Origin of the sequence: Actinoplanes sp. NBC_00393 (assembly GCF_036053395.1) — a bacterium.
In the GTDB taxonomy this organism is placed as follows: domain Bacteria; phylum Actinomycetota; class Actinomycetes; order Mycobacteriales; family Micromonosporaceae; genus Actinoplanes.
The window spans coordinates 11,148,721-11,172,222 of the sequence record NZ_CP107942.1 but is presented as its reverse complement, the minus strand read 5'-3'; the positions used below and the strand labels follow the sequence as shown (position 1 = coordinate 11,172,222).

The window sequence follows — 23,502 nt, the reverse complement described above, 5'->3', positions numbered from 1 at the left end:
CGCAGCAAACCGTCTGCACGCCTCAAGAGATCCCCCGTAGATCCTCGGCAAGCCCGATGAGAGTCGACCGGAGGCAAGCCGCGACTGCGGCGGGCCCGGTCGAACGACATCTAAACATGCACATTCATCGTGATCCACCCCGACGTTTCGGCCGAACCGTCACCGCGCGTCCGTCACCAGCGGAAAGGTTTGTATGGCGGGCATAAAGAAATGGCTTACGTCACCGCGACCATCCCCCGGTTTCGATGGGGGCATGAACTCCAGCGCATCCCTGTCAGCGCCGCCCCGCCGTACGCGCCGGATCGCGCTCGTCAGCCTGGCGGTCCTCGGTGCGCTGGGAGTCGCGTACATCCTGCGGCGGCCGCTGTTGATGTCCGCGCCGCGATGCCTGGCCGGGCACTGGCACGGCTGCCTCGACACCGAGAACGGCGTGCTGTTCATGATGCTGGCCGGCGTGCCGTTGGCGGCCCTCGCGGCGTGCGCTCTGGCGGGCCTTCGGCATGCCGCCGGCAGGACCGCGGCGTGGCGGAGATCGGTGGCCGAGGTGGGCATGGTCTACGGGACGGCGCCGATGCTCTGGCTGACCATGATGCCGGGGCCGGCGGCCGGATTCGTCGCGGGCCGGTTGAGTCTGGTGCCGCTGCGCGACCTGGTCACGATGGGGCCGCTCGGGATCGGCGGCAACCTGCTGATCTTCGCGGCGCTGGGGTTCTTCGCGCCGATCCGGTTCGCGGCGCTGGCGTCCGTCCCGCGGATCCTGGTGCTCGGGGCCGGCTGCTCGATCCTGGTCGAGACCGCTCAGTACGTCCTGCGGCTGGACCGGGTGTCCTCGGTGGACGACGTGCTGGTCAACGCCGCCGGCGCCGCGCTGGCTGCGCTGGCGTCGCGTCGCTGGTGGGCGGATCGCCCCTGAGCCGCTGGGTCACCCCCTCCAGGATCGAGATCATCTCGCGGACGACCGGCGGCTGATAGGCGCTGTCCGGATAGGCCACCGAGATCCGCCGCACCGGCGCGCCCACCCGGAGCTGCCGGACCTCGACATCGGCCGGCGCGCGGACCACGGCCAGGCCGGGGATCACGGCCACTCCGAGACCGGCGGCGACGAATGCCTGCACGGCCCGGTAGTCGTCGGAGGTGAGCGACACCCTCGGGTCGAAGCCGATCGCCCGGCAGGAATGCCGCACGATCGTGAACCAGGCGCTTCCGGGTCGCCCGCCGACCCAGACGTCCTCGGCCAGGTCGGTCAACTCCACCGTACGGCCGGCGGCCGCGGCCCGGTGCCCGCGCGGCAGAACAGCCTGGAACGTGTCGTCGAACAGGTGGACCCGGCCGCCCTCGAACCGCGGCGACCCGGCCAGCGCCGCACTGTCGTAGATCACCGCGAGATCCAGTTCGCCGTCGGTCAGCCGGGGCAGCAGTCCCTGCAGGTGGTCGTCGACCACGGTGAGGGCGGTGCCGGGTTGCCGGCTGCGCAACCGGGCCAGGGCTCCCGGCACGAAGGTGGTCAGCGCGGTCGGGAAGCTGCCGAACCGCAGGCGGCGGGCACGCCGTCCGGCGATCTCCGCGAGGTCCTGCTCGGCGCTGTCCAGGCGGGCGTTGATCGCCCGGCCGTGGCGGACCAGAGCGTGACCGGCGTCGGTCAGCCCCAGCGGGCGGGTACTGCGCTCGACCAGAGGTAGGCCGGTCTGCCGTTCCAGCGCGGCGACATGCTGGCTCACCGCGGACTGGGTGAGGCCGAGCGCCTCCGCGGCGGCCGAGAACGACCCGTGGCCGGCCACCTCGCAGAGGACGCGGATGGCTCGTACGTGTCCTATTAGTTCCACTGATGGACCCCCAGTCATCAGCATTGTCCCTAATATCTCGTCACCCTAGCGTCGGGCCATGACCAGCATCGACACACCTTCCCCGATCGATCCCGACAAGTTGATGGCCTTCGTCTTCCGTGCCGTCGAAGAGGTGGGGGCGACGCTCAACTGCGCCCTCGTCGTGATGGGTGACCGGCTCGGCTACTACCGCGATCTGGCCGCGCACGGGCCGGCCACCGCGGCCGAGATGGCGAAACGGACGGAGACCGGCGAACCGTACGCGCGGGAGTGGCTGAACGCGCAGGCCGCCGGTGGATTCGTCGAGTACGACGCCGGTACCCGCCGATACACGCTGCCCGCCGAGCATGCGGTGGCGCTGACCGACGAGAGCAGCCCGGCGTTCCTGCCCGGGTTCTTCCAGATCGCGCACGGGACGGTGCGTGACGCGTACCGGATCATCGAAGTCGCCCGCCGCGGAGCGGGGGTGGGCTGGCACGAGCACAACGATGATGTCCACCTCGGCTGTGAGCGGTTCTTCCGGCCCGGCTACGCCGCCAACCTGGTGGAATCGTGGCTTCCGGCGCTGGACGGCGTGGTCGGCAAGCTCCAGCAGGGTGCGAAGGTGGCCGACGTGGGATGTGGCCATGGCGCGTCCACCATCCTGATGGCCCGGGCCTACCCGAAGTCGACGTTCACCGGCTCCGACTACCACCCCGAGTCGATCGCCACCGCGCGCGAACGGGCGGCGGCGGCCCAGGTGCAGGACCGGGTGCAGTTCGAGGTGCGGTCCGCCACCGGCGCCACCGGCGACGGCCACGACCTGGTGACCATGTTCGACTGCCTGCACGACATGGGCGACCCGGACGGCGCCGCCCGGCACGTCCGCGACATCATCGCCCCCGACGGCACCTGGATGATCGTCGAACCGGCGGCCGGCGACCACGTCGAGGACAACTTCAACCCGGTGGGCCGCGCCTACTACGGATTCTCGACGCTGCTCTGCACCCCGGCGTCGCTGTCCCAGGAGCCCGGCGCCGCCCTCGGCACCCAGGCCGGGCCGGCACGCATCCGCGAGGTCGCCACCGCCGCCGGCTTCACCCGATTCCGCCTGGCGGCGCAGACACCTTTCAACAATGTGTACGAGGTACGCCCGTAGCACGCCGACGCAGCCGCACCCGGCCGGATGCGGCTGCGTGTTCGCCGGTGGTTCACGACCGGAGCAGCGCCAGGATCGCGTTGAGGATCGCGGCCAGCGCGCCGGCGCCCGGGTTCTGGTCGAGCAGGCCCGCAATCGCGCACAGCAGGTTGCCGAGCAGGTTGCCGGGCCCGGACTCGGCGGTGATCGTCAGGTGCACCCGGTTCAGATCCACCACCAGACCGAGCAGGTCCAGGTGCAGCGGGCCGAGGGTGAGGTCCAGGATCCGGCACGACGCCTGGGCGACCGCGGCCGGCATGCTGACAGTTCGCGTGACCGTGCCGACGCGGTCACCGGCCGAGTCGGTCAGCACACCGGTCAGTGTGCCGGTGGCCAGCAGAGTTCCGTTCCGCGCGGCGAAGCTGGTGGGGGTGAACCTGCCGGCGAAGGAGCCGGTGCCCCCGGCCGCGTCCGTGAAGGCGCCGGTGACCGGGATGCTGGGGACGACCGCGGCCGGGGCGGCCGGGGCAGCCGCGGCCGGGCTGGTGCCCACGGCGGCCAGTCCCAGCGCCGCGAGCAACGTCACGACGATCATCGAGAGCCGTTGGCGAAGTGTCATCGTTCCTCCTGTCGATGGGGATCCCTGTTCCGCCTCCAGCCTCGATGTCCGCACGGGCCGAACCCAGTGAGCACTGTCATCGGCTGAGGGTGAGTGCAGTCATGTCCTCAGGGGAGCCAGCCGGCGTTCTCGGCGACGCGGACCGCCTCCAGCCGGTTGCGGGCGCCGGTCTTGCGCAGGATCACCGAGATGTAGTTGCGGACCGTGCCGGCGGTCAGGTGCAACGTGGCAGCCACCTCCGCCGACGGGATCCCGGACGCGGCGACGCTCAGCACGTCCAGCTCCCGCGCCGACAGCGGACTGCGCGGCGCGGCGACCATGGCGACGGCCAGGCCGGCGTCGATGACCCGTTCGCCCCGGGCCAGCCGGCGGATGCCGCGCACCAGCTCACCCGGCGCGGCCTGGGTGCCGAGCACGCCGTGGACGTGGACGTCGAGCGCGCGGTTGAGCCGGCCCGAGGCGTCCGGTCCGGCCAACACGAGCAGGGCGCAGCCGGGCTGCTCCGCGCTGAGCTGCGTGAACAGGTCCAGGCCGTCCCCGGCGAGCAGGCCGACGTTGACGACGGCAACGTCCGGCGGCACGGCACGGGCCATCGCCGGGGCCTCGTCGAGGCAGCCCAGTTCGGCGACCACGGCGAAATCCTCTTCCAGGGACAGGGTCGCGGCGAGGGCGCCGCGCAGCAGATTCATCGGTTCGACGAGCAGAATGCGGATCACGATGGCCTCCCAGCCAGGACTTTCGCGGTAGGAATGCCGGCGTCCACTCCGGGGCCGGCTGGTGGCGCGCCGGGTCTGTGCACCGGCGTCGGCCTGATTCCGGACCGCGCAGATCAGCTGGGAGGGCCGCAATACCGGACGCTACGTCCGGGGGTGTTCGCATCTGTGGGCAGGCTTCGGGCGGCGGCCGGGAGATCCGGCCACCAGGACGACGGGACGATGCCCGCCGGGGGCGCATTGCCGCCGCCGGAGTCACGTGCGTGGGCGGCGCCCAGGGATTGGTCGTTCGGGTCGGGCGGCGACTGCGGCTCGGGGGTGCTGGGCGCCGAAGTCAGGCCGGGTTGGTCGTCCTGGACGCCGGCTGGTTCGGTGCCGTCACACCCGAATCGCGGTGCCTCCGGTTCGAAGACGACCGCGGGCGGCAAGGACGGCGTCATCGCCGTCGCCGTCGGCATGGCGGCCGGCGACACGGGCGACTCGGCCGCCGCCTCCGGTGAGGGGCGCGGCGGTGCCTTCGGCGCGGGACCCGGCAGCGCTTGCGGCGCGGGGCTCGGCAACGCCTGCGGTGGCCCGGCGGACGGGGCGCGCTCGATCACCTCGGCCACAGCTGCCCGCGCCGTCCGCGCGGCCCGGAGAAGCTTCCGCTCCTTGACCCCCGAGGCTGAAACGACGTGGTCGACCACTTTCCGCGCTGAGACAACGGGCCTGTCGATCACCTTGCGCACTGAGGCAACCGGCTTCTCCACCACCTCGCGCGGCTTCTCGGCCACCTTGCGCACCGAGACAGCACGCTTCTCGACCACCTTGCGCGCCGAGACAACCGGCTTGTCGACCGTCTTGCGCGCCGAAGTCACCTGCTTCTCGGCCGGCTTCGTCCGCTCCTTGACTGCTGCCTTCAGCGGCACAGCCTTGCGCGCGACAACCCGGGAAACCGGCCCCTCCACCGCACGGTCCTCGCCGACATCGGCGACCGCTTTCTCGACCGAGGCCAGCGGATCAGCGTTCCCCAGCCCCTCGTCGGCGTGCGCGGCGTGGTCGAGAAGGCTCAGGGCGAAGTACGCGGCCAAGCCCAAGCCGATCATGACCAGGAGGCGGGCGATGCGCTGCAGTGCCGCTGCCGCCACGTTCCCGCGCACGATTCACCTCCCGAGCCAAACCATCGACGTCGGTTGATTACCCATCAGTCCATGGCTGACACCGCATGCACACTGCCGGATCCGGAGCTCAGGTACGAACGACCACACCGGGGAGCCGGTCCCGCAGGTCAGCGGCGCTCATCGGCCGGGCGAAGTGGAAACCCTGAGCCTTCCCGTACCCCAGCTCGGTCAATCGGACCGCCTGCTCCGCGGTCTCCACACCCTCGGCCACCGCGTCCAGCCCGAACGCCCGGGCCATCTGAGCCACCGCGTTCGCGATGGCATCCGAGCCGCCGTCCGGCGCGAAGGAGCGGTCGAGCTTGATCTGGTGCACCGGGCAGGTGGCGAGCAGGCTGAGCGTGGACGCACCGGTGCCGAAGTCGTCCAGCGACAGCCGTACGCCCAGGTCCCGCAAACCCTGCAGGTTGTCACCGGTCGCCCCGCCGCCCACCGCGACCGACTCGGTGATCTCCACGGTCAGCCGGTGGGCCGGCAGCCCGCTGTCACGCAGCGCCGCCGCCACGACCTCCGGGAAGCCGACCTCGCGCAACTGCCGGGCCGACACGTTCACCGACACCGTCAGCTCGCCCGGCCAGGTCGCCGCCTCGCGAGTCGCGGCGCGCAGCACCCAGGTGCCGAGCGGAACGATCAGGCCGCTCTGCTCGGCGGTCTCGATGAAGGCGCCCGGCCCGAGCAGGCCCTCGTCCGGATGTTGCCAGCGGACCAGCGCCTCAGCGCCGGTGATCCGGCCGTCCGGGAGGGTCACCACCGGCTGGAAGTACACCACCAGCTGGTCCTCGAGGATCGCCGTCTGCAGCGCGGCGACCCGCCGCCGGCGTTCGGCGCCGCGGGCCTCCATGCCGGGCCGGTACCGCTGGTGGCCGCCCTCGCCGCGCTCCTTCGCCTCGTACATCGCGATGTCCGCCTTGCGGAGCAGGTCACCGGCATCCTCGCCGCCGCGGCCGTCGACGATCCCGAAGCTGGCCCGTACGGTCATCGGCTCGCCGTCGATCACGGCCGGCTCGAGCAGGGCGGCCGTGATCCGGGTCAGCACCTGGTCCACGTCCGCGCCGCCGGTGCCCTCGAACAGGATGGCGAACTCGTCGCCGCCCAGCCGGGCGACCGTGTCGGCGGGCCGCACGCAGGCCCGCATCCGTTCCGCCACGTGCACCAGCAACGCGTCGCCGGTGGCGTGCCCGAGGGTGTCGTTGACGATCTTGAAGTCGTCCAGGTCGACCAGCACGATGCTGACCGGCGTGTCCGGGCCGGCGCCGGTCACCGCGGCGGCGAGCCGCTTGCCGAAGAGCGCCCGGTTGGCCAGACCGGTCAGCATGTCGTGACTGGCCTCGTAGCTGAGCCGGTCCTGCACCTCACGCGTCTCGGTGATGTCCCGCGCGTTGCTGACGATGCCACCGACACTGGGCTCGTCGGTCAGGTTCGCACTGATCACCTCGAGCCAGCGGTAGGTGCCGTCGGCATGCCGCAGCCGCATCTGGTAGGTCGCCGCGTTGCCGGGCGCCGCGGCCACCGCCGCGGTCCGCTCGGTCACCGCCGCCAGGTCGTCCGGGTGTGCCCGCAGCGCCATGTCGGTGCCGACCAACTCGTCCGGGTGCGAGCCGAGCACCTTCTGCGCGGCCGGGCTGACATAGGTGAGTGTGCCGGCCGGGCCGGCGATGGTGACCATGTCGGTGGAGTTCTGCACCAGCAGCCGGAACCGCTTCTCCTGGACGCCGATCCGGGCGAGCAGGGCGTCGTTCTGCCGGAACGCGATCAGCTGCCGGATCACCACCAGTGCGGTCAGCGTGACCGCGACACCGTCGATCAGCACGCCGTTCCCGACGCCCCGGATGTTGTGGTAGGCCACCATGGCGCCGACCGCCGCGATCCCCACGTACGGCATCAGGCTGTAACCGCGCGGCGCCCGCCGTGGCCGGGCGCCTGCCGCGGTGTCCACGACCTGCATCCGGGCCCCGACCGCCGCCGCGTACGCCGCCAGCGGAAGAACCACCACCAGGAGGTTGCCGTCCGGCTGCTGCGGGTGCAGGAAGCTGATCGCCGAGCCCAGCCCGCCGATCAGCGCCGACGCGCCGATCCAGTAGAGCCCGCGCCGGGCGAACGAGTCGACCCCGGCGAGCACCACCTTGGCGGCCAGGTAGACGCCGTTGAGACCGGCGCCCATGACGACGACCGCGGCGAGCACCCGGGGCAGGGTGACCCGGCCGTCGGCGAACTGGTGCGACGCGGCGAAGTGCCAGATCAGCAGACCGGTCGCGGCCAGCAGGGTGCCGAGGTCGAGCCAGACTCCCACCTTGCGGGCCCGGCCACGGGCGCTGAACGGCAGACCGACCAGCGGCCAGGTGAGCACGCCGCCGCCGACGATGTGCAGCACCACGGAGGCCGGCAGTAACCAGCCGCCCGCGCCCAGCTCGGACAGGATGCGCAGCCCCGCGACGCCGACGAACAGCAGGACGCCGACGCCGACCGTGCGCCAGTAGTGGCGCACCACGGGGGCGGACGCCGGGTCGTCCTGCACCCGGCGGCAGAGCAGCAGGGTGGGCACCAGGACCGCGATCATGAGCAGCCAGTTCACCGGGGTGGGCCACAGCCGGCCGGTGTGCTCCTGCAGCAGGAACGCGGCGACGTCGACGACCGACAGCGCGGTTACGGCCTGGAACGCCCGGTCGGCGAAGAGCGGCAGGCGGCCGGGTGTGTCGGGCACGCTTTCACCATCGACTCCGCCGCGGCCGAGTTGAGTCAGATCATCCCAGGACACGTGTCCGGAAGACCGGCGGTTTCGTGCCGGACGGCGGCACACGGTAGTGGAACAGCGCGTCGGCCATCATCCGGCTGAACGCCGGGGCGGCCACGTCGCCGCCACCGCCGGACGAGACGTCCATCGACACCGCGATCACGAACCGCGGGTCCTCGGCCGGGGCCATCCCGACGAACGAGCTGGCGTTGTGGCTGCTGTACTGCCCGTCGACGAGCGCGTCCGCGGTGCCGGTCTTGCCGGCCACCCGGTGCCCGCGGACCTTCGCCGCGCCGCCGGTGCCGTCGGGCACCTCCACCACGGCTTCCATCATCGTCCGCAACTCGGCGGCGACGTCCGGATCCAGCACCTTGCGGGTCTCCGGCGCCGCGGCCGGGGTGACCTCCTCGTCGGCCGAGATGGTCGCCTTGATCAGGTGCGGCTGGATCCAGGTGCCGTTGTTGGCGATCGCGCCGTACCCCGCCGCCATCTGAATCAGGGTGGCCGAGACGCTGTGCCCGATCGGCACCGACCCGGGCGCCGAACCGCTCCAGTCGGCCGGCTTCAGCAACTGCCCCTCGGCCTCGCCCGGCATGCCCACGCCGGTCGCCCTGCCCAGTCCGAACTTCTGCTGATACTCGTAGATCTTCTCCTTGCCGAGCATCTCCCCGATCAGGATCGTGCCGACGTTCGACGAGTAGGCCAGCAGGCCCGGCATGGTCATCCTGGCGCCGGCGGGCTGCGGATGAAGATCCTCGAACGGCTCCCCGCCGCGCACGATGACCGGATCGATCGGCAGCACGGTGTCCGGCGTGATCAGGCCCTCCTGCAGTGCTGCGCCGAAGATGAACGCCTTGTGCGTCGACCCCGGGTCGGTGACCACGCTGGTCGGCACGTCGGCCCGGTCCTGCGGGTCGGCCTTCTGCGGCTCGGCCGCGCTGTACGGCGGGTAACTGGCCTGGGCCAGCACCTCACCCGTCCTCGCGTCCAGCACCACCGCTCCGGCCACCGTGGCGCCGCGCTTCTCCGCCTCCGCATCCAGCGTCTGCTGCACCATGTACTGCAGGCGCCGGTCGATGGTGAGCTGCAACGATCGGCCCGGCTTGGCGGCCGTCTCCCGCGCGTACCCGCCGGGGATGGGTTTGTTCAGTGCGCCCTTGCCGGTCTCGAACACCCGCTCACCGTCGGTGCCGTGCAGCAGGTCGTCGTACCTCGCCTCCATGCCTTCCAGACCGTGCAGGTCGTCACCGGTGAACCCGATCAGGTTGGCGGCGAGATCCCGGCCGGGCACGTCCCGCCGCTCGTCGCTGTGCGTGTAGATGCCCGGCAGCTTCATCGCGTCGATGGTGTCGGCGACCCGCACGTCCACACCCCGGGCCAGGTAGCGGAACTGCGTCCACGTGCCGTCGGGCAGCTGCTCGCGTTGCATGGCCGCCTCCAGCTCGGAGCGCGGGACGGCAAGCCGCGGCGCCAGCCGGCCCGCGACCGCCCGGAGATTGCGCTGCAGCTCCGCGTTCTCCGGGTCGGCGGAGACGTAGCGGGCCTCCACGCTGTGCGCCAGCACGTTGCCGTCGCGGTCCAGGATGCTGCCGCGCGGCGCCGGCAGCTCGACCGAGCTCAGTCGCTTCGCGCGCAGGGCCAGCAGGCTGCGCACCTCGGCGTCCGAGGTGCCCACCTGCAGCACCACCAGCCGTACCCCGATGGCGGCGAAGAGGGAGAGCGCCAACAGGGTGCCCAGCCGCAGGCGGCGGGTGCTGTTGGCCAGCCGGCGCGGCCGGGCAGGCACCTGCCGGGGCGGCCGGGCGGGCGCCGGCCGTGGCCGCCGCTCCGGTCGATCGCGCCAGGTTTCGTCGTCGGCTCGCCACGGCATGCGGTGAGCCTAGTGAGCGACCGCCACGGCCGGTTCGCGGTGCTCGACCGCCGGGAGGCGATGCGGCCGGACCACCAGGAAGCAGACCAGCGTGGCGGCCAGCATGCCGCCGAAGACGACGACGGCCATCGCGACCGCGCCGACGCCGAGCATGCCCACCAGCGGCGCGGCCACCGCACCCACACCGAACTGGACCGCCCCGAGGAGCGCGGCCGCGGTTCCGGCTGCCTCGCCGTGGCGGGAGAGCGCCAGCGCCGGAGCGTTCGGCATGGCCAGCCCGACCATGGTCAGCACCAGCCAGAGCGGGATCAGGATGCCGGTCAGGCCGCCGGTCTCCGTGACGGCCAGGATCAGCAGCACCAGGCCGAACCCGAGGCCGGCCAGCAGCGAGCCGCCCAGGATCTGCTGCGGTGTCCAGCGCAGCAGCAGGCGGACGTTGAACTGGGTCGCGCCGATCAGACCGACCGCGCCGCCCGCGAAGACCAGCGCGAACTGCTGCTCGCTCATGCCGTACTCGTCCTGGAAGACGTAGGACGAGCCGCTCACGTACGCGAAGAGGGCCGCCATCGCCAGCCCGGCCACCAGGACCAGGCCCACGTAGACCCGGTCGGTGAAGAGGCGGCCGTAGTCGCGGAGCGTACCCCGCACTCCCCCACTGCGGCGCCCGGCGGCCGGCAGGGTCTCCGGCAGCACCAGCGCGGCCGCCGCCATGATGGCGGCGCCGGCGGCGGCGAGTACGACGAACACGCCGCGCCAGGACGTCCAGCCCAGCACCAGGCCGCCGATCGTGGGGGCGAGGATCGGGGCGACGCCGACGACCAGCATCAGGCGGGAGAAGAGGCGGGCCGCGGCGAGCCCGTCGAACAGGTCACGGACCATCGCCATCGCCACCACGGCGGCCGCGGCGGCGCCCAGGCCCTGCAGGATGCGCAGGGTGCCCAGCATCGCCAGGTTGGGCGCGAACACGCACAGGACCGACGCGAGCACGTGCACCGCGATGCCGCCCAGCAGCGGCAGCCGCCGGCCGACCGCGTCGGAGAGCGGGCCGATCAGCAACTGACCGAAGGCCAGACCGACCAGCGTCCCGGTCAACGTGAGCTGCACGGCCGCAGCTGTCGTCTGCAGGTCGGTGGTGATCGTCGGCAGAGACGGCAGGTACATGTCGATGGTCAGCGGCCCCAGCGCGGTGAGGAAGCCGAGCACGAGCACGATCCGGAAGCGGCGGGCTGGTTCGGTCACATTTCTCGACAAGTTGGCCCTTGACCTGGTTCTTCCGTACCCGCCGCTTTTGGTAACGGTGATCACACCGCTAGGCGGCCGACCGGTACCCTTCGCCGGACCCAGCCCCCGAAAGGTGCTCGCCGTCGTGCGCTCGTTCTTCGTGCTTGCCGTCGCCGTCCTGGTCGGCTTTCTGATCAGCCCCCTGCTGCGCGCCGACGCCGCCTGCACACCCACCCCCGCGGCGGCAGCCTCCGCACCGCCTTTGAAAGGCTGGAGCGACGAGCAGCTCGACAACGCCCGCGTCATCGTCGAGATCGGCAACGAGCGAGGGGTGCCGCCGCAGGCCCTGGTGATCGCGGTCGCGACCGCCCTGCAGGAGTCCCGGCTGCGCAACCTGCGCGGCGGCGACCGGGACTCGATCGGCCTGTTCCAGCAACGGCCCAGCCAGGGCTGGGGGACGCCGAAGCAGCTCTCCGACCCGGCTTATCAGACGCGGAAGTTCTACGACAAACTGCTCACGATCGAGGGCTGGCAGAAGATGCGGCTCACCGAGGCCGCTCAGGCGGTGCAGATCTCGGCCTACCCGGAGGCGTACGCGAAGCACACCCGCTCCGCCACCCGGCTGGTCGAGGCGCTGAATCTCCCTGCCTCCTGCACCGCCGGGGCCTGATGTCGAGAACAGCTCACCCTAGGACGGTGGCCCTGCGGATCTCGGTACGCAGGGCAGGCGCCCCGTCGACCGGCGCCGGGTCCTCCGCGGTCGGTGCGATGCCGCCGGCCGCGACCCGGTCCAGGGTCCGCAGGCCCCACGAGGTCACCCGCCCGAAGATCGAGTAGTTCGGGCGCAGCGCGGAGTCCCCGTACACCAGGAAGAACTGGCTGCCGTTGGTGTCCGGGCCGGCGTTGGCCATCGCCAGCACACCGCGGGCATAGACGCGGCGGGCGCCGGTCGGATCGGTCGGGGCCGGCGGCAGATCGGTGGGCAGCTCGTCGCGATAGCGGTAGCCGGGACCGCCCTCGCCGGTCCCGCTCGGGTCGCCGCACTGCAGCACCTTGAGCGTGGGGTACGCGGTGAGCCGGTGACAGATCGTCCGGTCGTAGAAGCGGTGCCGGGTCAGGTGCAGGAAGCTCTGCACCGTACAGGGCGCGGCGGCCCGGTCGAGCACCAGCGGGATCAGCCCGAGGTTGGTCCGCAGCACGGCCGTGACCGTGCCCCGGTCGGGTGTCCGCTTCGGGTCGCGCGGCAACGGCACCGGGCGGGCGGCGGGCTCGTCGGGCGTCGGCGTGTACTGGCAGGGCCCGGTGGTGGGCGAAGGCTCAGCGCGGGCCGGGTCCGGCGCGATGACGGTGAGCAGGGTGGCTGCGGCGATGACGGCGAGCGCACGGCGCCCCCACGGCCGATGGTGTTGGACCACGTCGTCCTCCCCAATAGATTTACGCCAATCTATCGGAGGATCGGGGCGTCCGTGACCACCCGGTTGCGGCCCTGCTCCTTGGCCGCGTACAGCGCGCGGTCGGCGCGCCGCAGCAGGTCGTCGGTGTTCGCGCCGGGGTCGAGCTGGGCGACACCCGCGCTGAAGGTGACCCGCAGCGGGCCGTGCGCGGTCGCGACCTCGATCCGCACGCAGCGCTGCCGCCACTGCTCGGCCAGGTCCGCCGCGGCTTCCGCGCCGACGCCGGGCAGGACGACCGCGAACTCCTCGCCGCCGTAACGGGCCACGGTCCCGGCGGCGCCGACCGCGTCGCTGAGCTCGTGGGCGAGCCGGATCAGCACCTCGTCGCCGACCGCGTGCCCGTAGGTGTCGTTGACCGCCTTGAAGTGGTCGACGTCGATCATCACGGCGGACAGCAGCCGGTCGGCCCGGCGCAGCACCGCGGTGAGGTGGCGACGGTTGTACACGCCGGTCAGGGCGTCGCGCACCGCCTGGTCGGTCAGCTCGGCGCGGAGGCGTTCCAGCTCGGTGACGTCACGCACGACGACGACCGAGCCGTCCTCGCCGCTCATCCGGACCACGCGTACGTCGTACACCGCGCCGTTGACCGCCGTGACCATCTGCTGCCCGGCGCCGGCGATGGCCGCCGCGAGCTGCGGGCCGATGAGCTCCTGCCACAGCCGGCCCACCGGCGCCCCGTCCGCGACGGACGGTATCGCGGCGAGCATCTCGACCGCGGCCGGGTTGGCGTCGAGGATCCGGCCGTCCGCGTCCAGCACCATCACGGCGTCGCTCAACGCGGCGATCACCTGCCCGTACGCCACCGGCATCCGCCGGGCGGACACGCTGTACCGCTCGGCCCACCACCACATCATGGCGGTGACCAGGAACAGGACGGGAGTCAGATCGACCTGGCGCTCGCCCGTGTCGGCGAAGAGGGTGAACAGGTTGCCGGCCGTGGGCACGAACGCGCCGATCAGGAAGATGACGAAGACCTGGCGGTGTCCGCGGACCGCCCGCCGCATCGCGCCCACCGCCCGCGCGGCGCCGATCGCGATCAGGGTGTAGCAGTACGCGGTGTGCAGCCAGTACAGCGGTCCGGGATGCGCGATGACACCGCCGTCCGGGGTGTGGCTGACCGCGTCGAAGAAGGCGTGATGCCACGGATCGGTAAGCACGGCCGCGACCAGCAGGACCGGATGCGCCAGCAGCAGCGCACGCCGGCGGCGCAGCGGAGACACTTGGCGACCGGTGAAGACCGTGGTGTGCCAGAAGAAGCCGGACACGACCATCGCCACGCCCGGGAACATCGCGTACGTGGCGGCGAGCGCGACGTCCGGCGACGTGACCCAGACCGCGACCGCCTGGGCCAGCGACCACAGCGTGCCGCCGGCGGTGATCAGTGCCAGCGATTTCGCCAGCGGCGCCGCCCGGCGACGCCAGGACAGCACGGCGTACAGCGCCGAGAGCAGTGCCGCGGCCAGGTACACCGAGGCCAGTGCCGCCCGCATTCGACTCTCCTTCGCATCCGCCGGATGCGGATCGGCCGAACGCGGGCGCACCTGAGAAGAACGTCAGCCGTGCCGGCCGGCCGGGCGGAAGTAGCGGTGGCTCGCCCAGTCCGCGACGTCGACGCCGATGGTCCGGGCGGCCGTGTCCGCCGTGCGGAAGTGGATGCCGAGCCAGATCCGGGCGTCCACGACGTCGGCCCGCAGGGCGGCGCCCCGGTCGTAGCGCCGGACCGTTCCGGGCACCGCCGTGGAGATCAGTTCGAGGTCCAGCCGGGGGCCGACCACGTGCTCCAGCGCGCGTGTGAACGCGGCGATCACCACGTTGTAGCCGCTCACGTAGTCCGGGTAGGGCGGCGCGGCCAGCAGCGGGACCCAGGCCGGATCGGCGGTGGTGGCGGGGTTGCCGTCGGTGTCCGCGAGGTGGATGGCGGTGATCGGCCGCCAGTAGGCGTGTTCCAGCTTGCTCTGCCAGGTGACGATGACCGCGTCGGCGATGGTCATCTGGACGGCCGCGAACATCCGGGCGGCCTCGGCGATGCCGAGACCGCGGTCGGCGGCCTGGTCGCGCAGCGCGGTGTGGACCTGCACGGCGGCGTTGCCGGAGAAGAACAGCGCGGTGTCGGTCTGCGCGGCGGTGCGGGCGGTCGAGTTGAGCGACCCCATCGCCTTCACCTCGGCGAAGTCGCGGGTGTAGCGACGCGAGGTGAGCGCGGGCGGGGCAGGCGGCGCGAATTGCGCGGCGCTGCGCGCCAGCAGCGGGGTCACCCCACCGAGCCAGGGCACTGCCATCGATGCGTACGCCGGCGGAGTCGGCCGCCACACGCCGGGCGCCGGGGCCCGGGTGTACTGCACGGGCGCGTTGCGGCCGTCATCGGCACGCAGGTCGATGATGTCCTGCGCCACCCGCTCGCCGTAGGCCACCCCGGCGGTTCTGGCAGCCCCGTCGGGCACCAGGGCCAGGGACTTCGCGAGGGCGTCGTCCAGCGTGCTTCGGGCGTACGGAGAATAGGTTGTCAAGATCTTGTGACCGGCTGCCGCCGCGGCTGCAGTCGCCGAAGCGCGGCGCGGCGCCGGACGGTGCCGGCCATGACGGACTCCTTTCTGCCGAGTCCGACGCTTCTCCGCCACCGCGCCCGGGCAACTCGGCCGGACGGGCGGAACCACTGATAGATTTTGGACTCGAGCCGGAGTCAGCGACGGGCCTCGACGCTCACCGGAGCGACCGCCGCGGTCAGCACCCGCTCGAAGTCCTCAAACAGCAGATCCCGGTCGAAGCGGTCACGGGCCAGCGCGGACGCCACTTCCCGCGCAGCGGTCGTGGCCGCGCGGTCGCGGACGAAGGCGGCCACCGCGGCGGCCGCACCCGCGTGGTCGTCCGGCGGCAGAATCAGACCGGCGCCGGTCGAGGCGATCAGTTCCGCGATCCAGCCGCCGTGGTTCACCGCGACCGGCCGGCCTGCGGCGAAGGCGTCGAAGAGCTTGTTCGACGCGTCGCTGCCCAGCTGCGGCAGATTGATGGTCAGGCCGGTGGCCAGGTCGCAGGCGGCGTAGAAGGCCACCACCTCGGTCTTGGCGACCGGGCCGAGTAGGAACAGGTTGCGGTCCAGCACGCCGAGATCGGCGGCCAGGCGGCGGATCGGTTCGCGCATCTTGCCGTCGCCGAGAATCACGATCCGTACGTCGGGGTCGGTCTCGGCCAGCCGGGCGGCCACCCGGACGAGGTAGTCGACCCCGTTGACCGCTCCGAGCGTTCCGGCGTACAGGACCATCGGCCGGTCCTGCAGCCACGGCGTGTCCCGGCGCAGCGCGGCGCCCGCCTCCGCCGCGCCGGGGCCGGCGAAGAGCGCCCGGTCGGAACCGTTCGGCACGACCGTGACCGGGACGCCGGGGAACCGGCCACGGATGCTGGCGGCCATGCCCTGCGACAGGGCGATGACGTGCGCCGACCTGCGGTAGGCCCACGCCTCGAGCCGCCCGGCGGCCCAGCGGGCGGCCGGCGAACGCAGCGCGCCCATGGCGATCGGCACCTCCGGCCACAGGTCCCGGACCTCGAACACCATCGGTACGCGCCGGCGCAGTGCCGCGTACACGGCCGGGATCGCCACGGTCAGCGGTGTGCTGGTCGCGAAGACGAGGTCGTGTTGCCGGCGCCCGGCCTCCACCGCCGCGTGGCCGACGAACCCGAGGAACGCCCAGATCCGGCGGCGGTAGGACATCGCGTTGTCGTACGGCACCGGCAGCCAATGCACCACGATGCCGGACTCGGTGCTGACCCGGGCCCGGCCACCGGACTGCTCGCTGGTGATCACGTGCACCTCGTGGCCGCGCTCGACCAGGCGCCGGGCGAACTCGTACGAGCGCGTTCCGCCGGGCATCCCGGGCGTCTTGAAGTACTGATGGATGTACGTGATGCGCACTGCTCCCCCGTAATCGCCTACGCCGCGGGAACGCCCTTGACGGTCCGTCCCGCGTCCACGTCCCGCACCACGCAGGCGCCGGCTCCCACCCGCGCCCGGTCGGCGACGGTCCGGCCCTGCAGCACCGCGGCGTTCGTGCCGATGAGCACCGCCCGGCCGATGCGGCAGTCGCCGGAGACCGCGGCCAGCGGATTCACCTGCACGCACTCGGCCAGCACCGAGTCGTGGCCGACCGTCGAGTTCTGATTGAGGTGCACGTGCCGGCCCAGTGTCACGTTGGTGGTGACCCGGGCGCCGGCGAACAGGACGACCCCGTCGGCCAGCTCGTTGTCCGGGCCGACGGTCGCCGCCGGGTGGACCAGCCGGGCCGCCGGCCGGCCGTGCGGCGCCAGCGCGGCGGCGACGTCGGAACGGATCCGCGGGTCGCCGATGCCGATGACGTACCGCGCGTCCAGCTGGGCCAGCAGGTCACCCGGTCCGAGCCAGGCGGCGCCGAGCCGTTCGAGGCGGCGCAGGTTGGCCTCCGCCGGAGCGTCGTCGAGGAAGCCGACGACCTTCCAGAGTTCGCCGCCGGCCTCATTGACGGCCGCGATGATCCCGAAGATCTCCCGGCCGTGGCCCCCGCACCCGACGATGACGATCGGTTCAGGCACCGTCCGGTCCCTTCCCGGCGCGCGGCGAGCCGGTGAACTGCGGCATCGTCGGATCGCCCGGGGCCGCGATGCCGTCGCGGCGCAGCAGGACCAGGACGGTGCGCGCGCAGATCCGGAGGTTCAGGGTCAGGGAGCGGTGTTCGACGTACCAGACGTCGAGCGCCAGCCGTTCCTCCCAGTTCACCGCGTTGCGACCGCTGACCTGCGCGAGCCCGGTGACGCCGGGGCGGACGAGATGCCGGCGGGCCTGCTCCGGCGTGTACAGATCGAGGTAGTGCATCAGCAGCGGCCGGGGGCCGACCAGGCTCATCTCGCCGCGCAGGACGTTCCACAGCGTCGGCAGCTCGTCGAGGCTGGTCGCCCGCAGCACCCGGCCCAGGGTGGTGAGCCGGTCGCCGTCGGCGATCAGGCCGCGCTGCTCGTCCACGTCGCGCATCGACCGGAACTTGACCAGCGTGAACGGCTTGCCGTGCCGGCCCGGTCGCTGCTGGCGGAACAGCACCGGCCGGCCGAGCCGGACCGCGACCACCGCGGCGACCGTGCCCAGCACCGGTGACAGCACGACCAGGCCGGTGCCGGCGACGACGACGTCGATTCCGCGCTGCACGGCGTCGGTGACGCGGGGCGAGAACCTCACCGGCGGCCGTCCAGGAACTGCGTGACGTCGTCGAGCACCTTGCGCACCTGGTCGTCGCTCAGCGCGGAGCCGCTGGGCAGCAGCAGACCGTCGCGGAACAGCCGCTCCGCGGTGCCGTTCACGACCGTCCGGGCGCCCGCGAAGACCGGCTGCAGGTGCATCGGCTTGAAGATCGGGCGGGTCTCCACGTTCCGCGCCGCCAGGTGCGCGGCCAGGTCACCGGCCTGCCAGCCGGCGCGCTGCGGGTCGACGACGATGCTGGTCAGCCAGCAGTTCGCCGCCGGGTCGTCGCCGCCGAGCAGGCGCACGCCGTCGACGTGGGCGAAGACCTTGGCGTACCCGTCACGCACGGCCCGGCGGCGTTCGATCATCTCGTCCAGCCGGTTCAGCTGGGCGCGTCCCAGCGCGGCCAGCAGGTTGCTGAGCCGGTAGTTGTAGCCGATCTCGTCGTGCTCGTAGTGCGCCACCGGCAGCCGCGCCTGGCCGGCCAGGTGCCGCGCCCGCCCGGCCAGCGCGGCGTCGGCGGTGAGCAGCATCCCGCCACCGGACGTCGTCATGATCTTGTTGCCGTTGAACGACAGCGTCGCGGCCCGGCCGAAGGATCCGGCCGGGCGGCCGCGGTGCCGGGCGCCGAGGGCTTCCGCAGCGTCCTCGATCACCGGTACGCCGTACCGCTCGCAGACCGGCAGGATCCGCTCGTAGTCGGCGCAGCACCCGAACAGGTCGACGGTCAGCACCACCCGCACCGGCGCACCCTCGGCCAGCAGCCCCGACAGCAGCTCCGGGTCGAGGTTCCCGGTGGCCGCCTCACAGTCGGCGAAGACCGGCGTGGCACCGGTGTAGACGACGGCGTTCGCCGTTGCCGCGAAGGTCATGGTCGGCACGACGACGACATCGCCGGGTCCGGCGCCGATGCCCAGCAGAGCCAGATGCAGCGCGGCGGTGCCCGAGCTGACGGCGACCGCGTACGGCACGCCCACCCGGCGGGCGATCTCCTGCTCGAACAGGTCCAGATCCGGGCCGGCCGGGGCGACCCAGCCCGACCGCAGAGCCGCCAGCACGTACTCCTGCTCGAGGGCGCCGACGTCGGGAGCGGACAGCAGAACGGTGTGACTGTTGGCCATCGTCTCCCCACACGACAAATCGGGTCAGCGGGGGGAATACTTCTCGTCTTTCATGCTAGCCCGGCGCGGCGGCCGATATCGGGGGTCCCGGCAATCGCAGCTCGTCGATATGGTGTCGATCGTGAAACTACGCATCGTGGCTGTATTCACCTCCCTGCTGGTGGCGATCACCCCCGCCACCGCCGCGCACGCCGCGGATGACCCGCTGCTGGACCAGCTGGCGGCCATCCCCGGACTGTCCGTCGTCTCCGAGACCCAGGGGACCGGCTACCGGTTCTTCGTCCTGACCTACCGCCAGCCCGCCGACCACCGGCACCCCAAAGCCGGAACGTACGAGCAGCGGCTCACCCTGCTGCACCGCTCCAGCGACTCGCCGGTGGTGCTCTCCACCAACGGCTACGGCCTGGCCGCCAGCCCCCGCCCGACGCAGACCGAGCCGACCGCCCTGCTCAACGCCAACCAGGTGTCGGTCGAGCACCGCTTCTTCACCCCGTCGCGCCCCGCGGACGCCGACTGGTCGGACCTGAACATCTGGCAGGAGGCGACCGACGAGCACCGGATCGTCACCGCGTTCAAGACGATCTACGACGGGCGCTGGATCCAGACCGGCGCGAGCAAGGGTGGCATGACGTCGGTCTACCACCGCCGGTTCTACCCGAACGACGTGGACGGCGTGGTCGCGTACGTGGCCCCGAACGACGTGATCAACCCGCTGGACACCGCTTACGACAAGTTCTTCGACACCGTCGGCACAGCGGAATGCCGTACGGCTCTCGACAACGTCCAGGCTGAGGCGCTGCGCCGGCGGGACCGGTTCGTGCCGCGGCTGGCGGCGGAGGCGGCCGAGCAGGGCTGGACCTTCAACCGCAGCATCGGCACCGCGGACCGCTCGTTCGAGATGACGGTTCTGGACTCGGTGTGGGCGTTCTGGCAGTACAGCTCCGAGGCCGACTGCGCGAGCGTGCCCACGGCCGCCACGGCGACCGACGACGAGATCTGGACCTGGATCGACACGGTGGCCGGCTGGAGTTTCTACACCGACCAGGCGCTGGAGTACTACTGGCCGTACTACTTCCAGGCCGCCTCCCAGCTGGGCTGGCCGAGCCTGCGCTTCGAGCACCTCCGCGGCCTGCGCAATCACCCGGGCCTCTACACGGCGAACTCGTCACTGCCCAAGGAACTGCGGCGTACGCACAACCCCGTACCGATGATCGATGTTGATCTTTGGGTTCGGACCGCCGCGCAGCGGATGCTCTTCGTCTACGGCGAGAACGACCCGTGGGGCGCCGAGCGGTTCCGGCCCAGCCGGCGCGACTCGGCCCTGTACGTCGCCCCGGGCGCCAACCACGGCGCGAACATCTCCCGGCTCGCTCCGGAGGACGCCGCCGAGGCCACGGCCACGCTGCGCCGCTGGGCCGGCGTGCAGTCCACCCTGTCGACCTTCACCACGGGCCTGCCGATCGACGACATGCTCGGTGATCACCGGCGCAACCTCGCCGGCCGGTAATTAGAAACAGTCTTCACAGATTCAAACCGCTGTATATAAGGTCGGGTCATGCGTACCCGACTGGCCGCTCTTCTCGCTTGTGTGCTGACCCTGACCGTCGCCTCGGCCCCGGCCGAGGCGACGCGTCCGGCAGTTTCCCTCGGTAGCGTCGTGCCCGCCCCGGTCGAGGTGCGACCGGACCGCTCCGCGTTCGAGCTGACCGCGCGTACGGTCATCGAAGCGCCCCGGTCCGCACAGGGCGTGGCCGAACGCCTCGCCGAAGCGCTGCGCCCGGCCACCGGCTACCGGCTTCCCGTGGTCGAGCGGGCCCGGGCCGGCACGCCGAAGATCTCCCTCACCCTCGGGCGCGAGTCCCGGCTCGGCGCGGAAGGCTACCGGCTACGCGTGCAGCGCACGGCGGTCACGCTGCGGGCCAACGGCAACGCCGGGCTCTTCGCCGGCACACAGACCCTGCGGCAGCTGCTGCCGCCGGCGATCGACGCGGGCACCCCGCAGCGCAGCCGGTGGGTGCTGCCCGGTGGTGAGATCACCGACTTCCCGCGGTTCGCCTACCGCGGGGCGATGCTCGACCTGGCCCGGCACTTCCACACGCCGGCCGAGATCAAACGGTACGTCGACGAGATCAGCCGCTTCAAGGTCAACCACCTGCACCTGCACCTCTCCGACGACCAGGGCTGGCGCATCCAGATCGACTCGTGGCCGCGGCTCACCACGGTCGGCGGCGCGCCGGGCACCAGGGTCGACGGGGCCGGCGGCGGCTTCCTGACCAAGGCGGACTACCGCGACCTGGTGCGCTACGCCGCCGACCGGTACGTGACGATCGTTCCGGAGATCGACATGCCGGGGCACGTCAACGCGGCCCAGGTGGCGTACCCGGAACTGACCTGCGACGGGGTCGCGCCGCCGCCGCGCACCGACATGGTGGTGGGCTACAGCTCGCTGTGCATCGGCAAGGAGGTCACCTACCGGTTCGTCGAGGACGTCATCCGGGAGCTGGCCGCGATCACGCCGGGGCGCTACCTGCACATCGGCGGGGACGAGGCGCATGCGACCAGCGATGCCGACTACGTCGCCTTCCAGCAGCGGGTCCTGCCGTTGGTGGCCAAGTACGGCAAGACGGCGTACGGGTGGAACGAGATCGCGCAGGCGCCGGCCGCCAACCGCGCGGTCGCCCAGTACTGGGGGCTGGAGACGCAGAACGCGACACTCGCGGCCGCGGTGGCCGCCGGCACGAAGGTGATCATGTCGCCGGCGAACCGGGCCTACCTCGACATGAAGTACGACCCCTCTACCCGGCTCGGGCTGAGCTGGGCGGCCTACATCGAGGTGCAGACGGCGTACGACTGGGACCCCGGCACCCACCTCAGCGATGTGCCGGAGAGTGCGGTGCTGGGGGTGGAGGCTCCGCTGTGGTCGGAGACCCTGCGTTCCCTCGACGACATCGAGTTCATGGCGTTTCCGCGGCTCGCCGCTATCGCCGAGCTCGGCTGGTCACCGGACCGCGACTGGGATTCCTTCCGGGCGCGGCTCGGCGCCTACGGGCCGCGGTGGGAGCAGCGGGGTGTCGGCTTCTACCGCTCCCCACAGATCAACTGGTCCCACTAGCCCCTGCCGCCGCCCCGCCCTGCCTACCCTAGCGTGCCTGAACGGCGGCTCGTCCGCACGAGCCGCCCACCAGACACCCAACAACCTGCCCGTAGCGTGCCTCAACGGCGGCCCGTCCGCACGAGCCGCCCACCAGACACCCAACAACCTGCCCGTAGCGTGCCCCAACGGCGGCCCGTCCGCACGAGCCGCCCACCAGACACCCAACAACCCCACCGAAGCGCGCCCCAACGGCGGCCCGTCCGCGCCAGCCGCCCACCAGACACCCAACAACCCCACCGAAGCGCGCCCCAACGGCGGCCCGTCCGCGCCAGCCGCCCACCAGACACCCAACAACCCCACCGAAGCGCGCCCCAACGGCGGCCCGTCCGCACGAGCCGCCCACCAGACACCCAACAACCCCACCGAAGCGCGCCCCAACGGCGGCCCGTCCGCGCCAGCCGCCCACCAGACACCCAACAACCCCACCGAAGCGCGCCCCAACGGCGGCCCGTCCGCACGAGCCGCCCACCAGACACCCAACAACCCCACCGAAGCGCGCCCCAACGGCGGCTCGGTCGCGCGAGCCGCCGACCAGACAGGTAACGCGATGGAGCGCCCGCGTCAGAGCGGCGAGGCGAAGTTCTGCGTCCAGTACAGCGTGCCCTCGGACGACTTCTTCACGCCCACCCCGATGTGCTTGTAGCCGCAGTTCAGGATGTTGGCCTTGTGACCGGGACTGTTCATCCAGCCGTCCATGACCGCCGCCGGCGTCGTGTAGCCCGCCGCCACGTTCTCGGCGACGCCGCCCCAGCGGTAGCCCTCGGCGGTGACCCGGTCACCCATGCTGGCCTCGCCGGGCAGCTGGTGCGACATGGTGTTCTTCTCGGCCTGCAGGTCGGAGTGCTTCTGCGCGGCCGCGTGCAGCCGCTTCTCGCCGGTGAGGGCGCCGCAGCCGGCGGCCTTGCGCTCCACGTTGACCAGCCGGATCACCTCGGTGACCCGGGCGGACTCACCGGTCGCGGCCGTGCTGCTCTTGGTAGGCGTGGCCGTCTTCGTGGTCTTCGCCGGCGTGGGCGAGGGCCGCTTCGACGGCTTGGTGGCGGTGCGCGTCGGGCGCGGCGTAGCGCTGGTCACCGAGGGCGACGGCTGGCTGCTCGGGCTGGCAGCCGGGCTCGGAGCGCCCGCGGACGGCTCGACTTCGGTGAGCAGAGGCTCGCCGGTCGGCGCCTCGTCGACGACCGCACCGGTCGCAGCCACGGGGGAAGCCTCCGGAGAGGATGAGGACTGCCCCACGGCGATCCCTGCGAAGCCGAGACCGATCGCGCCGAAGGCACAGGTGACGATCAGGCCAGTACGAATTCGGGGAGCGGTGGGCACGAACT

General features: G+C 72.1%; 21 protein-coding genes. 5 read left to right on the top strand and 16 right to left on the bottom strand.

Going from position 1 to position 23,502, the window contains the following annotated elements:
• Positions 1-253 precede the first annotated feature (253 nt).
• Complete coding sequence (locus OHA21_RS51580; protein WP_328468367.1) at positions 254-913, top strand: VanZ family protein; 660 nt, start codon at positions 254-256, stop codon at positions 911-913.
• Here OHA21_RS51580 and OHA21_RS51575 read toward each other — a convergent pair.
• The gene (locus OHA21_RS51575; protein ID WP_328468365.1) at positions 849-1,823 is read right to left on the bottom strand and encodes a LysR family transcriptional regulator; all 975 of its coding nucleotides are present in this window, start codon (positions 1,821-1,823) and stop codon (positions 849-851) included. The two genes, OHA21_RS51580 and OHA21_RS51575, sit on opposite strands and share 65 nt — an antisense overlap.
• Before the next feature lie 58 nt (positions 1,824-1,881).
• Between OHA21_RS51575 and OHA21_RS51570 the strand changes: the two genes are divergently transcribed.
• Positions 1,882-2,961: a methyltransferase domain-containing protein gene (locus OHA21_RS51570; RefSeq protein ID WP_328468363.1), complete on the top strand. Its 1,080-nt coding sequence runs from the start codon at positions 1,882-1,884 to the stop codon at positions 2,959-2,961.
• A 52-nt stretch (positions 2,962-3,013) separates the two neighbouring features.
• Here OHA21_RS51570 and OHA21_RS51565 read toward each other — a convergent pair whose 3' ends face one another.
• The 6 genes from OHA21_RS51565 to OHA21_RS51540 all read right to left on the bottom strand — a co-directional run bounded on the left by OHA21_RS51565 (position 3,014) and on the right by OHA21_RS51540 (position 11,269).
• The gene (locus OHA21_RS51565) at positions 3,014-3,559 is read right to left on the bottom strand and encodes a hypothetical protein (RefSeq protein WP_328468361.1); all 546 of its coding nucleotides are present in this window, start codon (positions 3,557-3,559) and stop codon (positions 3,014-3,016) included.
• A gap of 107 nt (positions 3,560-3,666) precedes the next feature.
• On the bottom strand, positions 3,667-4,275 hold the full coding sequence (locus OHA21_RS51560) for a response regulator transcription factor (protein ID WP_328468360.1): 609 nt from the start codon (positions 4,273-4,275) through the stop codon (positions 3,667-3,669).
• 113 nt (positions 4,276-4,388) lie between these two features.
• Positions 4,389-5,411 (bottom strand): hypothetical protein, encoded by a 1,023-nt coding sequence (locus OHA21_RS51555; RefSeq protein ID WP_328468358.1) that lies wholly within the window; start codon positions 5,409-5,411, stop codon positions 4,389-4,391.
• Positions 5,412-5,499: 88 nt separating this feature from the next.
• A complete protein-coding gene (locus OHA21_RS51550; protein WP_328468356.1) occupies positions 5,500-8,130 on the bottom strand; it encodes a putative bifunctional diguanylate cyclase/phosphodiesterase in 2,631 nt (876 codons plus the stop codon).
• 40 nt (positions 8,131-8,170) lie between these two features.
• On the bottom strand, positions 8,171-10,030 hold the full coding sequence (locus tag OHA21_RS51545) for a peptidoglycan D,D-transpeptidase FtsI family protein (protein ID WP_328468354.1): 1,860 nt from the start codon (positions 10,028-10,030) through the stop codon (positions 8,171-8,173).
• Between the two features lie 9 nt (positions 10,031-10,039).
• Complete coding sequence (locus tag OHA21_RS51540; protein ID WP_328468352.1) at positions 10,040-11,269, bottom strand: multidrug effflux MFS transporter; 1,230 nt, start codon at positions 11,267-11,269, stop codon at positions 10,040-10,042.
• Positions 11,270-11,396: 127 nt separating this feature from the next.
• Here OHA21_RS51540 and OHA21_RS51535 point away from each other — a divergent pair, with 127 nt between their 5' ends.
• Entirely contained in the window at positions 11,397-11,921 is a 525-nt protein-coding gene (locus OHA21_RS51535) for a peptidase M23 (protein ID WP_328468350.1), read from the top strand.
• Positions 11,922-11,934: 13 nt separating this feature from the next.
• Here OHA21_RS51535 and OHA21_RS51530 read toward each other — a convergent pair whose 3' ends face one another.
• The 7 genes from OHA21_RS51530 to OHA21_RS51500 all read right to left on the bottom strand — a co-directional run bounded on the left by OHA21_RS51530 (position 11,935) and on the right by OHA21_RS51500 (position 19,026).
• Positions 11,935-12,621, bottom strand: a complete 687-nt coding sequence (locus OHA21_RS51530; protein WP_442875226.1) for a peptidylprolyl isomerase — start codon at positions 12,619-12,621, stop codon at positions 11,935-11,937.
• A 74-nt stretch (positions 12,622-12,695) separates the two neighbouring features.
• Complete coding sequence (locus OHA21_RS51525; protein ID WP_328468348.1) at positions 12,696-14,195, bottom strand: histidine kinase N-terminal 7TM domain-containing diguanylate cyclase; 1,500 nt, start codon at positions 14,193-14,195, stop codon at positions 12,696-12,698.
• 63 nt (positions 14,196-14,258) lie between these two features.
• Positions 14,259-15,212: a vanadium-dependent haloperoxidase gene (locus tag OHA21_RS51520; protein WP_328468346.1), complete on the bottom strand. Its 954-nt coding sequence runs from the start codon at positions 15,210-15,212 to the stop codon at positions 14,259-14,261.
• Positions 15,213-15,385: 173 nt separating this feature from the next.
• Positions 15,386-16,612, bottom strand: coding sequence for a glycosyltransferase family 4 protein (locus tag OHA21_RS51515; RefSeq protein ID WP_328468344.1), 1,227 nt, complete (start codon positions 16,610-16,612; stop codon positions 15,386-15,388).
• A 17-nt stretch (positions 16,613-16,629) separates the two neighbouring features.
• A complete protein-coding gene (locus tag OHA21_RS51510) occupies positions 16,630-17,265 on the bottom strand; it encodes an acetyltransferase (RefSeq protein ID WP_328468342.1) in 636 nt (211 codons plus the stop codon).
• Positions 17,258-17,902: a sugar transferase gene (locus OHA21_RS51505; protein ID WP_328468340.1), complete on the bottom strand. Its 645-nt coding sequence runs from the start codon at positions 17,900-17,902 to the stop codon at positions 17,258-17,260. Before OHA21_RS51505 ends, OHA21_RS51510 begins: the two co-directional genes overlap by 8 nt.
• Entirely contained in the window at positions 17,899-19,026 is a 1,128-nt protein-coding gene (locus tag OHA21_RS51500; protein WP_328468338.1) for a DegT/DnrJ/EryC1/StrS family aminotransferase, read from the bottom strand. The genes OHA21_RS51505 and OHA21_RS51500 overlap by 4 nt, the downstream gene beginning before the upstream one ends.
• Before the next feature lie 121 nt (positions 19,027-19,147).
• Between OHA21_RS51500 and OHA21_RS51495 the strand changes: the two genes are divergently transcribed.
• Positions 19,148-20,533, top strand: a complete 1,386-nt coding sequence (locus tag OHA21_RS51495) for a S28 family serine protease (protein ID WP_328468336.1) — start codon at positions 19,148-19,150, stop codon at positions 20,531-20,533.
• A 48-nt stretch (positions 20,534-20,581) separates the two neighbouring features.
• Entirely contained in the window at positions 20,582-22,138 is a 1,557-nt protein-coding gene (locus OHA21_RS51490) for a beta-N-acetylhexosaminidase (protein WP_328468334.1), read from the top strand.
• A 28-nt stretch (positions 22,139-22,166) separates the two neighbouring features.
• On the opposite strand, the gene OHA21_RS52895 is transcribed toward OHA21_RS51490, so the two are convergent.
• Complete coding sequence (locus tag OHA21_RS52895; RefSeq protein WP_442875225.1) at positions 22,167-22,715, bottom strand: glycine zipper family protein; 549 nt, start codon at positions 22,713-22,715, stop codon at positions 22,167-22,169.
• 26 nt (positions 22,716-22,741) lie between these two features.
• Entirely contained in the window at positions 22,742-23,377 is a 636-nt protein-coding gene (locus tag OHA21_RS51485; RefSeq protein ID WP_328468332.1) for a CAP domain-containing protein, read from the bottom strand.
• Positions 23,378-23,502: the final 125 nt, after the last annotated feature.

What these genes read in the sequence shown, in the direction of transcription:
- OHA21_RS51565 (WP_328468361.1), bottom strand. Translation starts at nt 3,559, where the DNA reads ATGACACTTCGCCAACGGCTCTCGATGATCGTCGTGACGTTGCTCGCG.
- OHA21_RS51490 (WP_328468334.1), top strand. Translation starts at nt 20,582, where the DNA reads ATGCGTACCCGACTGGCCGCTCTTCTCGCTTGTGTGCTGACCCTGACC.
- OHA21_RS51580 (WP_328468367.1), top strand. Translation starts at nt 254, where the DNA reads ATGAACTCCAGCGCATCCCTGTCAGCGCCGCCCCGCCGTACGCGCCGG.
- OHA21_RS51570 (WP_328468363.1), top strand. Translation starts at nt 1,882, where the DNA reads ATGACCAGCATCGACACACCTTCCCCGATCGATCCCGACAAGTTGATG.
- OHA21_RS51525 (WP_328468348.1), bottom strand. Translation starts at nt 14,195, where the DNA reads ATGCGGGCGGCACTGGCCTCGGTGTACCTGGCCGCGGCACTGCTCTCG.
- OHA21_RS51500 (WP_328468338.1), bottom strand. Translation starts at nt 19,026, where the DNA reads ATGGCCAACAGTCACACCGTTCTGCTGTCCGCTCCCGACGTCGGCGCC.
- OHA21_RS51545 (WP_328468354.1), bottom strand. Translation starts at nt 10,030, where the DNA reads ATGCCGTGGCGAGCCGACGACGAAACCTGGCGCGATCGACCGGAGCGG.